The organism is Streptomyces sp. NPDC045899 (genome assembly GCF_056431485.1).
The window spans coordinates 32,777-46,250 of record NZ_JBWKKP010000031.1; the positions used below are offsets into that span (position 1 = coordinate 32,777).

General features: G+C 70.2%; 11 protein-coding genes. 4 read left to right on the plus strand and 7 right to left on the minus strand.

The window, feature by feature from the left end:
- Positions 1 to 132: 132 nt before the first annotated feature.
- A complete protein-coding gene (locus AC07FT_RS32185; RefSeq protein WP_479179556.1) occupies positions 133 to 549 on the plus strand; it encodes a hypothetical protein in 417 nt (138 codons plus the stop codon).
- A 58-nt stretch (positions 550 to 607) separates the two neighbouring features.
- Here AC07FT_RS32185 and AC07FT_RS32190 read toward each other — a convergent pair whose 3' ends face one another.
- From AC07FT_RS32190 to AC07FT_RS32215, 6 genes are all read right to left on the minus strand, one after another.
- Entirely contained in the window at positions 608 to 2,074 is a 1,467-nt protein-coding gene (locus tag AC07FT_RS32190) for an APC family permease (protein WP_479179557.1), read from the minus strand.
- A gap of 17 nt (positions 2,075 to 2,091) precedes the next feature.
- Entirely contained in the window at positions 2,092 to 2,661 is a 570-nt protein-coding gene (locus AC07FT_RS32195) for a carbonic anhydrase (RefSeq protein ID WP_479179558.1), read from the minus strand.
- A gap of 563 nt (positions 2,662 to 3,224) precedes the next feature.
- A complete protein-coding gene (locus AC07FT_RS32200; RefSeq protein WP_479179559.1) occupies positions 3,225 to 4,586 on the minus strand; it encodes a carotenoid oxygenase family protein in 1,362 nt (453 codons plus the stop codon).
- Between the two features lie 36 nt (positions 4,587 to 4,622).
- Positions 4,623 to 5,063: an SRPBCC family protein gene (locus AC07FT_RS32205; RefSeq protein ID WP_479179560.1), complete on the minus strand. Its 441-nt coding sequence runs from the start codon at positions 5,061 to 5,063 to the stop codon at positions 4,623 to 4,625.
- Between the two features lie 66 nt (positions 5,064 to 5,129).
- A complete protein-coding gene (locus AC07FT_RS32210; RefSeq protein WP_479179561.1) occupies positions 5,130 to 6,623 on the minus strand; it encodes an MFS transporter in 1,494 nt (497 codons plus the stop codon).
- Positions 6,624 to 6,747: 124 nt separating this feature from the next.
- A complete protein-coding gene (locus tag AC07FT_RS32215) occupies positions 6,748 to 8,742 on the minus strand; it encodes an AAA family ATPase (RefSeq protein ID WP_479179562.1) in 1,995 nt (664 codons plus the stop codon).
- Between the two features lie 402 nt (positions 8,743 to 9,144).
- Here AC07FT_RS32215 and AC07FT_RS32220 point away from each other — a divergent pair, with 402 nt between their 5' ends.
- Both AC07FT_RS32220 and AC07FT_RS32225 read left to right on the plus strand, forming a co-directional pair.
- Positions 9,145 to 9,582: an ATP-binding protein gene (locus AC07FT_RS32220; RefSeq protein WP_479179563.1), complete on the plus strand. Its 438-nt coding sequence runs from the start codon at positions 9,145 to 9,147 to the stop codon at positions 9,580 to 9,582.
- A gap of 149 nt (positions 9,583 to 9,731) precedes the next feature.
- Positions 9,732 to 10,871, plus strand: a complete 1,140-nt coding sequence (locus AC07FT_RS32225) for a serine hydrolase domain-containing protein (protein ID WP_479179565.1) — start codon at positions 9,732 to 9,734, stop codon at positions 10,869 to 10,871.
- A gap of 76 nt (positions 10,872 to 10,947) precedes the next feature.
- Here the strand turns inward: AC07FT_RS32225 and AC07FT_RS32230 are convergent, their stop codons facing one another.
- A complete protein-coding gene (locus AC07FT_RS32230; protein WP_479179567.1) occupies positions 10,948 to 12,033 on the minus strand; it encodes a DUF5937 family protein in 1,086 nt (361 codons plus the stop codon).
- 99 nt (positions 12,034 to 12,132) lie between these two features.
- Between AC07FT_RS32230 and AC07FT_RS32235 the strand changes: the two genes are divergently transcribed.
- Positions 12,133 to 13,428 carry an MFS transporter gene (locus tag AC07FT_RS32235; protein WP_479179568.1) on the plus strand — a complete coding sequence of 432 codons (1,296 nt, stop codon included), beginning with the start codon at positions 12,133 to 12,135 and terminating at the stop codon, positions 13,426 to 13,428.
- Positions 13,429 to 13,474: the final 46 nt, after the last annotated feature.

Consider the following 13,474-nt stretch of genomic DNA (forward strand, 5'->3'; position numbering starts at 1 on the left):
CTCGCGGTGCGGTCGACACCGCTCACATCGCCAGATGGGTCAAGTCCTGCCATTCCACGAGAAAAAATGCAGTCGTGGAGCACACCGGGTATGAGGGAGAATCCCTCGGTTCACCTATGTACCAGGAGACTCATGCACAAGCGTCTGCCCCTGCTCATGGTCTGTGTTGCGCTCGCCGCCATCGGCGCCTCGGCATGCGGATCGTCCGGGGACCGTGGATCGAGCGCCTCGGCGACACCGGCCGCCGCGGCCGAGCCCGCCTCGACCGCCCCGTCCAAGAGCCCTTCGCCGGCTCCCTCTGAAGTGCGTGGGCTGACAGGGCTGTCGGCGCAGCTCTACCTCAGGACGATCCGGAAGCACTACCCGGATCTCGACCGCATCAGCGATGGCGTGCTGGTGGCACATGGCAACGCGCTCTGCGTCTCCTATGGGCAGGACCTCGTCGACCAGTTCAAGAAGACCAAGCGGGAACTCGAGCTCACCGGGAAGCAGGCTTCGCGGATCTTCGGTGCCGCGCACGGCTCTTGCGGCAGGGACGACTTCGGGTGACGCCGAAGGACCGAGCCCACGAGCCGACACCGCGTCGAGCCGAGCCCGGACAGTGCCGTCACGGTTCCGGAAGGCTTTCCGCGGCGATGCCCTCGTGCTCGGCGAGCGCGCTGCCCATCCGCCGCGTCCACGCGGGTGCCACCAAGACAGTGACGATCGCGGCCAGCACCCAGGCGCCGGAGACCACGGGAAACCACCGCGCCGCGCCCGAGGCCGGATACGGGAACACGCTCCGGTAGAGGGTGTATCCGAGGATCGCGAGTGCACCGAGCGGAAACACGATCTGCCAGGCGGCCACCGGCATCACGCGACGGAACAGCAACCAGATCCCACCGACCGTGGTCAACGCGTACGCCACCAGCAGGAGCAGGGTGCCCACCGTCCCGCTCCACAGAAAGGTGTCCATCGGCCGTGCGGAGAACACGGTGGCACAGACCAGCATGATGAAGCCCATGACACCGGCGATCAGCGCGGCGGAGACGCCTGGGGTGCCGGTGGCCGAGAGGCGGCCAGGGCCACGGTTGCCGACCCCGTCACGAAAGAGTGTGTACGTCACCCGCGACGCTCCGACCATGGACGCCAGGCAACAGCCGAACGCACTGACCGTCGTACCAAGGGTGATGCAGTCGCCGACCCATGAGCCGACATAGGTTTCGCCGAGGTCGCCCAGCAGTGAGGAGGAGGCCGCGAAGGCCTCCAGCCCGGCCTTCCCGACCCCGAACCCCATCACCTCGACGGCCGTCACGAACGTGAAGTAGAGGCCCCCGAATACCGCGGTGGCCAGGATGGCTCGCGGAATGGCACGCCTGGGTTCGGCAGCCTCCTCCCCCAGGGTGGCCGCGGCCTCGAAACCCGCGAAGGACAGGAAGCCGAACACCACACCGAGGAACAGCTCCGACCAGCTCGTACCCGGCTGGGGCCGGAAGACGTCAAGAGTGACGCGCTGGCCTTCCGGCGCGCTCCCTGAGATCAGTCGTACCAGCACGACGGTACTGACCACGAGGATGAGCGCCACGGTCACGCCCTCGACGGAGAGGAGAACACGGGTGCCGCGCTTCGCCGGGGACACACTGAGTCCCAGCGCTGCCACCAGTACGACCGCGACGAGGAGGAAAGGGGACCACCAGACAGGGTGCTCCCAGACACCGACCCCTTGCAGAAAGGCGATCCCGAACACACCCGCTGCCGATGACGTCACCACACCGAAGAGGATGTACGCGCCCAGCAGGCACCATCCGGCGATCAATCCCGCCCGCGGTCCCAGAGCCGCGCCCACGAAGGCGTAGACCGAACCGGCGCTGTGGAAGTGCTGGCACAACCGCACGAACACATACGCCACGAGCAGCACCGCCACTCCCGCCAGGAGGAAGGCCAGCGGCACGGCCCGGCCGACCGAGCGCTCGGTGCCCTGCGGGTTGATGTTGGCGGCCATACTCGGTGCCATCAGCGCCATGGACAGACCGATCGCCTGCCAGGTGCTCAGCGTCCTCGGCAGACGGGAGCCCGGGGAAGCACCCTCTCTCATGTGTCCCTCCCGACCGTTCAGGAGGGCGCTCCGGCCAGGATTTCCACCGTGCCGGTATCGAGTGAATAGTAGGCGCCGACCACGGCAAGGGCACGCTTTTTCACCAGCGGGGCCAGGGCCTGGTTGGAGCGCAGTTCGGCCGCGGTCAGCGTGACCTGGGCGCGGGCCATGGTCTCCACCGGGTCGGTGCCGCGCTTGCGGACCGTGTACTCGTATGCCGGTTGCAGGGCTTTGACGATCGCCTGCAGATTGCCGGGCAGCGGCTTGCCGTCGCGCAGGGAGGTGTACGCCGCCTTGATGGCGCCGCAGCGCTGGTGTCCGAGGACCACGATGAGTGGAGTGCCGCTCGTCAGGGGCCCGTACTCGACCGAGCCCGTGACCACCGGTCCGACGGCCTCACCGCCCGTGCGCATCACGTACAGGTCGCCGAGGCCGGTGTCGAAGAGCAGTTCTGGCGGTACTCGGGAGTCGATACACGCGAGGATCGCCCCGAAGGGTTCCTGCTTCTGGGCCACGAACTGACGCCGGTTCGGATCCCGGTCGGGGTGGTGAAGGTCTCCGCTGACCCAGCGCTCGTTGCCTTTCATCAGCCTGGCGAACGCGGTGGCGGGCGTGGTCGGCCGCGCTGTCGGCGAAGCATTGTTCCCCGAGGGGGCAGGCCTCGCCGAGGAACACCCCGAAAGCGCGACCGTGCCGCCGGCCAGTCCGGCGACCAGCAGCGCTCTACGGTCCGGACGTCCAGCTCTGTCCATCGCTCGTTCCCCTCGATGCGCTCGGACCAGCCCTTGAATCGTGACCGGTCCGATTGTCCAGCGTGGGGTGGGTGAGCCGGCGGCAGGCGCATGCGAGCGCGGGCCGCATTGCTGCGGATGGCTCACAGAACCGGCTCCGCCGACGGCCAGCAGACGCGGCCGCCGCCGGAGGACTGGCGGAATGCCTAGCGACAGCGGTGAGATCATGCCGGAACAACGGCCAGGGAACACCCCAGACGAAAAGCTGGGCCTTCGCGCGTAGTCAGAGCCGGGCGGGGCGGCAGCGTTGCACCTGGGGAGGTCATCGCTGTCGCCCCACCCCATCTGAGCGCCGGGCCGGAGGCCAGTCGAGACGACTGACGAGGGCCCCGGTCCGCGGTGACGTGGAGAACTTGGGGTCAGTCGGCGAGATCGAGGCCGCTGTCGGGGATCCAGGAGCCGTGGAGTCCGGAGCTCACCCGCTGCGGCAGGTGGACGGTGGCGATCCGGTCGAGATCGGAGGCGTCGAGGACCAGCAGTTGCGAGGCGTCCTGCTTGATGTCGGAGATGACGGTCAGGAGGTAGCCGTCGTCTTCGTTGGTGGCTCCGGTCGCGGGGACGAACACCGCTTCGCTGGGCATACGGGCGTCGCCGACGTGGTGAATGCGGCGGGCGCCGGTGGTGCGGTCGTACTTGACGACACCATAGCCGCCGAAGCCCTTCTCGTCGGGGAAGGAGATGGCGTACTGATAGCGGTTCTCGGCGCCCAGGTAGTCCTCGTTCAGGGTCGGGAACTCCACCGCGAGGTCGTCGGTGATCTGCTCGTCGACGGTACCGGCGGCCATGTCGACCACCCAGCGGCGGGTGTAGGAGCGTGCGACGGGCTCGGTGCCGCGTCCGGGGGCGCCGACCCACCAGTTCCAGGACAGCTGGAATCCCTCGCGGTCCACGGTGGGGCCCTCGAGGACGATACGGCCCTGGCCGTCCTCGTAGGCGTTGGCCACGTGCAGCATGTTGCCCGGCTCGATGGAGAACCAGCGGATGTGGCGGTCACCGTCCTCGCCGCGCGGCATGACACCGATGCGGGAGAGCTGCTGGTCGCTCCAGCTGTAGGGGATACCGGACTGCTCGGCCGGATCGAAGGTGACATTGCCCTCGACGAAGACCACGTGGTGGCGGGTCAGGGCGAAGTCGTGCTTCAGGGAGGCGGTCGCTCCCTCGACCTCGGCGCTGTGCACGATCTCGCCCTTGGCGTCGGCGACGTAGTACGTGAGGAACGGCGGGAAGGGCGAGGACCCGAAGAAGTGCAGCTCCCCGGTGACCGGGTCTTCCTTGGGGTGCGCGGTCATCGCGCTGCGCAGCTTGCCGCGGAAGTCGTAGGCGCCGACCGTCTCCAGCTGCGGGGTGAGCTCGAAGGGGACGTTGGCCTCGCAGAGGGCGAGCAGGCGTCCGGCGTGTTCGATGACGTGGGTGCCGGCGGCGCTGGCGGTCAGATCGGGCCCGTGCTCGGTCATATAGGGGGCGCCGTCGAGGGCGGGCGTGCGCACCCAGCGGTTGCGGTACCACTCCGCCCGGCCCTCACGCAGCCGGATCCCGTGGACCATGCCGCTGCCCTTGAACCAGTGCGTCGGGGTGACACCGGGCTTGGGGTTGTGGCCGTTGCGGATCAGCCGGCCGGACAGCTCCGGGGGCAGGGTGCCCTCCACGGTCAGCCCGGTGGCGGTGACCTCGTCGGCGACGGGGGTGAAGTGGCCGTTCAGGTACGGCTTCTCAGCGGTCATGGCGGAACCTCGTCTCGGTGGTGTGATGGGGAGTTGTCAGGCCGACTGTTCGGCACGGGTCTTGAGGTGTCCCAGCCAGCTCTCCAGGGAGTCGTGGAGAGCCTTCGCCAGCTGGTCGACCGCGGCCTCGACCGGTGCGCCGCTCCAGGACTCCTCGGTGCGGACGGTGACCTGGTCACCGTTCTGCTCGAAGGTCCACACGTGGATTCCCGCGATGCCGTCGGCGTCTCCGCCCCACACGATCCGCTCACCGGGAACCAGTTCGTACACGGTGGAGGTGATGCTGAGACCGTGGGTCCGCCAGCTGAAGGAGGCGCCGGGGGCCAGCGGGCCGTCGAGCTCGGCCTCGTCGATGTCCGTGTTCCAGGTGGGCCAGGCCGCGATGTCGGTGTGCAGCTCCCACACCGTCGCGAGAGGAGCATCGATCACGGTGTCCAGGCGGACGATGACGGGGGCGGTCTCGTCGATGGTGGTCATGGCTGTGTCTCTTTTCTCGATGGGCATGGATGTGTCGGTCGGGTCCGCTCCGCCGGTCCCGTCGGTTCAGGGGATTCGGGGGGTGTGCGGTTCGGGGGTCGGGTGAGGGGCGGTGGTCACGGTTCGCGGGTCGGTGCGGCGGGTGAGGGCCAGCGCGAGGAGGGCGGTGACGGCCAGGACCGCGGCCGAGAGCGTGAAGGCGGCGCGGTAGCCGGCGGTGAGCGCCTCCAGGTGCGGCTGACGGGCCGCGGCGTCCGCGGTGACGGAGCCGGCCAGGGTCGCCAGGGCGGCGAGGCCGATGGCGCCTCCGACCTGACGGGTGGTGTTCACCAGCCCACCGGCCAGCCCCGCGTCCTGGGGCGGGACTTCGTCGACGGCGAGAGCGGTGAGCTGGACGAAGGCGACGCTCAGACCGAAGCCGACCAGGATGCTGGGGCCGAGGATGTCCGTGAGATAGCTTCCGTGGGCGCTCATCCGGGACAGCCACAGCAGGCCCGCCGCCTCGGTGAGCAGTGCCGCGGTCACCGTGACGGGGGCGCCGATGCGCCGGGAGATATGGGGTGCCACGGCCGCGCCGAACATATTGGCCACGGCGAGCGGGAGTTGGCCCACCCCGGTCGCCAGGGGCCCTGATCCGAGGACTTGTTGCTGGTAGAGCGGCAGAAAGAAGAACAGCGCGATCCACACCGAGCCCAGCAGTGCCATCAGCAGATTACCCGCGGCGACCCGGCCGGTGGTGAACAGACGTGGTGGCAGCAGCGCATGGGGTCGGCGGAGCTCGATCACGGCGAAGGCCGCGAACAGTGCGGCGGCGCCGACGAGAGCGCCCAGCACCCCGGTGTCCGTCCAGCCGGTGCCCCGTGCGGCGGTCAGTCCCCAGACCAGGCAGGTCAGCGCGAGGGTGACGGTGACAGTGCCCAGCAGGTCGAACCGTCCGGCCTTCCGTCCGCCTTCCCCTCCGGCCTCCCGTGGGACGAGCGCGGCTACGGCCGCCAGGACCAACGCCGCCCCGAGCGCCACGGAGTGGAAGATCCAGGGCCAGCCCCATGCCTGGGTCAGGACGCCGCCCAGCAGGACTCCGCCCGCCCCTCCCGCACCGGAGACCGCTCCCCACACCCCCAGTGCCCTGCCCCGCCCGGACGCGGTCGGGACCAGGCCCATCGCCAGGGCCAGCGCGGCCGGGGCGATGGCCGCGGCACCGAGGCCCTGAACGGCACGCGCGGCGATCAGCAGCCCCGGGGAGGCGGCCAGTCCCGCCGTCAGCGAGGACACCGAGAACAGTCCGAGGCCCCAGATCAGCACCCGGCGGCGGCCCAGGAGATCGGCCGCCCGACCGCCGGCCAGGAGCAGCGCCCCGAACGCCAGGCCGTAGGCGTTGACCACCCAGGTGGTCCCGCCATCCGACAACCCCACCCCGGAGCGGATCTGAGGCAGCGCCACATTCACGATCGACGTGGCGAGCATGACGGTGAACTGGGCCGCGGCCAGCGCCGCGAGTGCGACTCCCGGCCGGGGAGCCCGGGCTGCCGCCGGATCCGTCTGCGTGCGTGCAACGTTCATGCCGCACAGACTCATGGCGGACGGTGTCCACTTTCCAGACCGGACAGACGCAAGGACTGTCCATTCCTGTCCGCACCTGTCCACGCAAGTGTCCGCACCTGTCCACGCGAGGAGGAACGCGCTCCTATCGAGGCACGCCGTGCAGTTCCCGGTGCCACAATGCCGCGCAGAGCAGATCCAGGCCCTGGCGTACATGGCGCCGGTAGGTGCCGTACGGCAGGCCCAGACGGCGGGCGGCGGCTTCCTGGGTGGGCGCTCCGGAGAAGTAGCCTGCCGTCAGGGCCTCGCGGGCGCGCACACCGCGGGGATCGGCCCCGAGGTCGTCGACAGCCTGGCGCAGCAGGGCGCGCAGCTCTTCGGCGGGATCGCCCAGGTCGGCGGCGAGTCGGGCCCGCATCAGGGCACAGGCGGCGAAGGACCCCGTGTCACGCCAGTGCGAGAGGGCTTCCCGTACGGCTTGGTCGAACACCGGGCGCGAGAAGGCCGACGGACCGGACGGGGCGGGTACTTCGGTGGCGGTGATCAGATGACGCAACCAGGTTTCGACGGGCACCTGACGCCAGTCGTTGCTGAAGAGCCCGTAGGTGTGCCCACCGACCCGCGGTCGCGCACCGGTGTCGTGCATGACGCCCTTGAAACGCTCGGCCCAGACCTCGGCGTCCCGGTAGACGACGAAGCCGTGCGCGCGGCCTCGGGCACGGGCGGCTTCCGCCTGGGCCCGGGAGTTGCTCAGGTCGATGACCCGCGAGGGGATCTGGTAGTGCTCGGGGTAGATGGAGAACCGGGTCATGCCGATGTGCTCGCCGGGGCTCACCGGCGTGGTGGCCTCCGTGTGCGCCCATGCGGCCGCGACGATGGGGTCGGTGGCCAGATCCTCGGGGTCGGGCGGAGCGGGCAGGACGATGCGGGCCGTGAACGCCACGGGGCGGCCCGTGGCGACGCAGCGGAAGACGCTGAACCCGTCCGCCTGGCGCCGGATCCAGTAGCGCACCAGCTCCGCCGACTCGGCTCCCTCGGTCTCCTCGGCCATGCGCAGCACGACATCGATGTCATCCGGGCACAGGGGACGTTCGTGCACCTCGTTCTCACGGGAACACGCACGCAGCCGTGCCAGGCTCTCCAACTCGCGGAAGAGGTAGAAGATTTCGTCGGTGACGACCCAGACCCGCTCCTCGGGTGCTTCGCGCAGCAGGCGCAGATACTCCTCCGCCAGCCGCTGGCGCACCGTGGTGAAGGCGTTGGGCGCGCGCCAGCGCAGATCGGCGGCGAGGGTCTCGCGTGCGGCGTCGTGCGGGTAGAGCCCGCGGGGCGTGGACTCGATGAAGGGCAGATCCCTCAGCCATGCGAACAGCGCGGGGGCGTCCTCCTCGGGCAGGACCGAGGCCAGCAGTTCCTCGGAGGTCGAATGCGCCTGTGCCACCACCTCCAGGGCGCGGCGGTGGGCCGCCGACGGCACCTCTCCGATGAGCCCCGCCAGCAGGGTCCGCAGGACGTCGGCCGAGGGCGCCCATATCTCCTCGTTGCTCCAGCCCGTCGCTCCCGCCGCGGCCGCGAGGGACAGCGCCAAAGGGTTCCCCCCGGCGAAGCGGAGCACCCGCTCCCGCAGCGCGGACGGGATCCGCGCACCGGCCAGCAGGCTCCGGGCCTGCTCATCGGAGAACGGCTCCAGTTCACGGACGTGCAGGACCCCGGCCCAGGCCGGATCGGCGGTCCATTGCGGCTGCGGCGCCAGCCGGCCGGCCAGGACCACCAGGGTGTCGTCAGCGGCGCGGGGCAGGAATCGCTGCCACAGCCAGCTCTCCAGCCACTGGCAGTGTTCGAAGGAGTCCACGAGCAGGACCGTGCCGGCGACGTCCAGGAACGGGTCGGCCGCACGCTCGAAATCGGCCGGGTCCCGGCTGATGAAACGACCGTCCAGTTCGAGGAGCAGCCGACCCCCCGTACGGGCCTCGTCCGCCAGACACCGCAGCAGCGACGACTTCCCGATTCCGCCCGGACCGTAGAGGTAGAAGGCGAACGGCGCCTGCGGATCCCCGGCCAATGCGTCGCCGAAGCGTCCGAGTTCTTCCTCCCGGCCGATGAAGGCACGTTCCCGCGCTCTGCTCAGTCTCTCCGCCACGGACGCCACGTCGGTGCCCCTCCCAGATCAGGCCCGAGCGGATATGCCCGGATTCCGTTTCGAGTATCGCGGCACCGCAGCACGGCGCGAGCCGCGTGTGACGGCGTTCCGGATCGCCTCCGCGTCACGGCCGACGTGCGCGGACGCCGGGTTCTTCGCCGTGCATCGGCCTGAAGTCACGTTCGGACGACCGAAACGGTGAACCGGGGAAACTAAGGGACTCCCTACAAGCCCCCTGAGCCGTCCCCCCGGACCGGGTGAATGATCCCCATAGGGGGCCGACGGCGCTTTCACCTTCCACGGGCGATCCGGACTGAAGTTCGTGGCCTCCGGACCCGATGGGTTTGCCGATCCGTGGGCAGACGGAACAGACACCTTGCCCGACCGGCTGGAGGAGGAACCGTGACAGAGCATTCTTCGCTGCGGGCTGTGGGATGGGCGCGCTCGCTGCCGGTGAACCGCGGGGTGAAGACCGCCCGGGACTGGACACGTACGCACCTGGCGACGATCGGCTGGCTGGAGAGAGCACCGGATCTCGCCGACTCCATCCTGCTGACCGTGTCCGAACTCGTCACCAACGCTCACATCCATGCCCGCAGCTCCGCGCAGCTGATCCTGACCTGGGACGAGAAGTGCCTGCATGTGACCGTGCACGATGCCTCTCCTCAGCTGCCCGACCCGCGCCGTCCGACCGATGGTTCTCTCGGTGGCCGCGGTCTTCTGCTGATCGACGCCCTGGCCGATGACTGGCACATCTACCGCTGTCCTCGCGGCAAGGATGTCACCGCCTGCTTCCAGCCACCCGCCCCCGGCCCGGCCGGTCTCCAGGGCTCGGGATGACCCAGGGAGGAAGGACGACGGCGGGAAGACAGGCCGCGTACGGCAGACCATAGGGTGTGGCCCTCCCGCTCGCTCTCAGGGGTGTTCCAGGGTTCCGCCAGGGGCGCCCCGGATGCCACGGGGCGTGGCGAGCGGAACCATCGATCACCATGACGTGTCTTTCCCGACGCGCCTTCACAGGCGCTTCCGCCATCGGTGCTCTCACTCTCGCCACGGGAGGCAGCAGCGCTCCTGCCACGGCCGCTCCGGCCGTCGATCCGCGGGCCCTCCATGCCGCCATCAGCGATCTCTCCCGTCCGCGGGCGACCGCCTCACAGCTGCTGGCGGCATGGCCGGGAGGGCGTTGGTACGGCAGCGCGGGCGTCGCCGATGTGATGAGCGAGCGTCCGGTGCGCGCCGACGACCGCTTCAGGGCGGGCAGCGTGACCAAGGTTTTGGTGGCGACGGTCGTCCTCCAGCTCTGGGCAGAAGGCCGGTTGGATCTCGACGCCCCGGTCACTCGTTGCCTTCCCGAGCTCTCCATGCCCTCCGGATTCGACCGCATCGCGGTGTCACATCTGCTCCACCACACCAGTGGCCTGCCCGACCACCGGAAGGTGCCGGACCTCAGCACACCGGAGGCGGTCCTGAACCACCGCTTCGACCACTGGACACCACAGCGCCTGGTCGACACGGTGACATACGCACCCCTGAAGTTCGTCCCCGGCACGAAGCAGGAGTACCGGGGTGTCAACTACGTACTCCTCGCACTGCTCGTGGAGAAGCTGACCGGGCATCCTTACGGTGATGCGATCGCCGAGCGCATCGTGCGCCCCCTGGATCTGACCGGCACCCTGATCCCGGGCGACGATTCCCGTATGCACGGGTCCCATGTCCACGGGTATCTGAGCATGACCGACGGCAGTCTGCGCGACATCACGCGGTACGACCAGTCCTCCTCATGGGGTGAAGGTGAACTCGTCTCCACCGCCAGGGACCTCTTCCGCTTCCAGAACGCCTTGTTCAGCGGAGCACTCCTGCCGCCTCGAGCGCGGAAGAAGGTCTTCACCCTGCCCCCGCCCACGGTACGTATGCTGGACGGCAGCCCGGCCCGCTACAGCATGGGCCTGCAAGCGGCCACCGTGCGCGGCACGACCTTCTGGGGGAAGACCGGGGAGACCTACGGATACCGCACCCGCATGTTCGCCACCCGCGACCTGAGCACCCGTTTCGTGCTGTCCTACACTCCGACTCCCCTGAACGCGGAGGAGGACATGGTCAACCGGGTCGTCGCCGTCCTCGCTCCCTGAAACCGGAAGCCACGCGTCAGGACGACGGGGTCGCCCGAATGAGGGCGGGCCTGCACCGACTCGGCGCGGTAGCGCGTCAGCGCAGCACCGCGGCCAGCAGGTCGGCGCCCAGCGCCGTCAGGTCGGGCAGATTGAGGGTGTGCCGGACGTAACGACCGTGCCGCCGGGCCGTGAGCAGACCCGCGTGGCGCAGCACCGCCAGGTGACGGGAGACCTCCGGGGGCGTGAGCTCCCAGACATGGGCCAGCTCACCGGTGGTGTGTGGGCCACGGGCCAGGGTGCGCAGCAACCGCAGCCGCACCGGATGGGCGAGCGCTTCCAGCCGCAGGGTGACCGTTTCCAGCGATACCGGCTCCGCTGGACTCGACTCGGCCACCGGGTACTGCACCACCGGCTGCCACCCGGGTGTGTGGACCACCACCAGGTGCGGGTGGCCGAAGACACTGGGGATGAAGGTGACGCCGGTGTCGCGGGCGGTGGTCGCCTTGTCCTGGAGCTTGTCCACGACGATGCAGGCGCCGTCCGGCGTCAGGGTGACCGCGCCGGAGGCCGACGCGAGCGCCGCCGCGATGCCCTGGCGCTCCCGCAGGTCGTTCTTGAGCCGCAGGTCGGTGGCGAGCCGCACCGCCACGTCCGCCCACGCGGCGTCGAAGAAGGCCTCGGCGCACTGTTCGAGGGTGTGGCGCACCCGCCCCCGTACGGCGGCCGGGTCCGCGAGCAGCCGTTCCGCGAAGGCTTCCTGCCGAGGTCCGCGGGCCTGGGCAAGGTCCAGGGCGCGGCCGCGCGCGGCCGCGTCGGTGAGCGGCGAGCGCACGGCGAGCGGGACCCGGTGCCCGCCGCACGTGGTGACGAGCGCGGCGGTCACATAGGTGTCGTCGTCGATCCGGTCCACCTCGTCCAGCTCCTCGGCGAGGGTGGGCCGGGGCCGGGCGGGGAGAAGGAAGTCGGCTTGTGAGGAACGCCAGAGGAACTCGGCCTCCCGCAGGCGCTCGGCCAGTTCCGGGCGCAGCCCGGCCCAGACCTCCCCCGCCCAGCGGGCGTACTGCGGATGATGTCCGGGTTCGGCCAGCACGTGCAGCATCGCGGTCAGCTCGGCCAGCGGGGAAGCGGCGAACCGCAGCCGCTCGGACGGCAGGCCACTGATGTCGATCCTCAACGTCACCCCCTCAGCATCCCCGATCCCATGGCCGGTGACCTCGTCAATTGACAGTGTCCGTCAACTGACACGGCCATCCCCCGCGGCCGGATCCACCGTGGACCCATGGCAACCACCACCAAGATCCGGCCCGGCGCCCTCGTCCGCGCCTCCGGCGGCCCCCGCTACGCCGTCGCCCTGGCCGTCGACTCGCTCGGGACCGGACTGCTGCGGCCCTTCCTGCTGCTCTACGGGGTAACCGTGCTGAAGCTGTCCGCACCGGTCACCGGTATCGCCATGACCGGCGGCATCGTCGCGGGGCTGGTGTGCATGCCCGCCGTGGGCCGGTGGCTGGACCGGGGCGCACGCAGCACGGTCGTGGCAGCGTCCATGCTCGTGCGGATGCTGGGCGTGGGGCTGCTGCTGGCGACCCCGACCGGACACGTCTGGCTGTTCACGGTGGCGACACTCTTCCTCGGCGTCGGCAACCAGGCCTGGCCACCCGCCCACGCGGCTCTGGTGGCCACCGTCGCCCACGGCCGGGAGCGCGACGCCGCCCTCGCGGCCGGCCGGGCCCTGCGCAACGCCGGTCTGGGCGTGGGCGCGCTCCTCGCCACGGTCTGTCTGACGGGCGGCACCACGGCCTTGCAGGCGCTGGCAGCCGTCACCGGCGTCGCCTATCTCGCCGCGGCGGTCCTGGCGTGGTCGGTCCATCTGCACGCGCGTCCGGCCGCCCTCCCGGCCGAGGACAAGGCCGAGGTGCCCGCACCCCGGATGCGCGCGCTGCTGGCCGCCAACGTGGTCTACGTCTTCTGCCTCAACGTCCCCGAAATCGCGCTTCCCCTCATCCTGGTGACACAGCTGAACGCCTCCCCGGTGTGGTCGGCGGCCATCTTCGTGGCCAACACCGTGCTGGTGGTCACCCTCCAGGTTCCGGTCACCGTCCTGCTCTCCCGTTACCCCCGGCGGACCGTGCTCGCCCTCGGAGGTGTGGTCCTCACCGTGTCCTACCTCGGCTTCCTCGTGGCCACCTCGCTGGGACACGGCTGGGGCGCGCCGGCCGTCGCCGCGGTGTCCGTCGTGTGCACCCTCGGGGAGATCATCTACGCCGGCAGCGCCACCGCGCTCGTCACCGCCCTCGCCCCGCCCCACGCCCTGGGACGTACGCTGGCCCGCTTCGAACTCTCCACGGGTCTCGGCCTCGCCGTCTCCCCCGCAGCCATCACCACCCTCGCGTCCCACGGCCCGGCCGCCCTGTGGGGCAGCCTCGCGGGCGCGACGCTCCTGTCCGCCTCCGCCATCACGACCGAGAAGGACCGCGCGACACCACCCAGCGGCCACCGCCCCACCGAGGGGCATGAGCCACTCGAGATCGCCACCGCTTCCGATGGCTCCGGCGACCGCTCGGACGCCGGATTCTGAGCGGGACTTGAGGCTCCCCGGTCCTCCCCGTGGGTAGGTTCTGCAC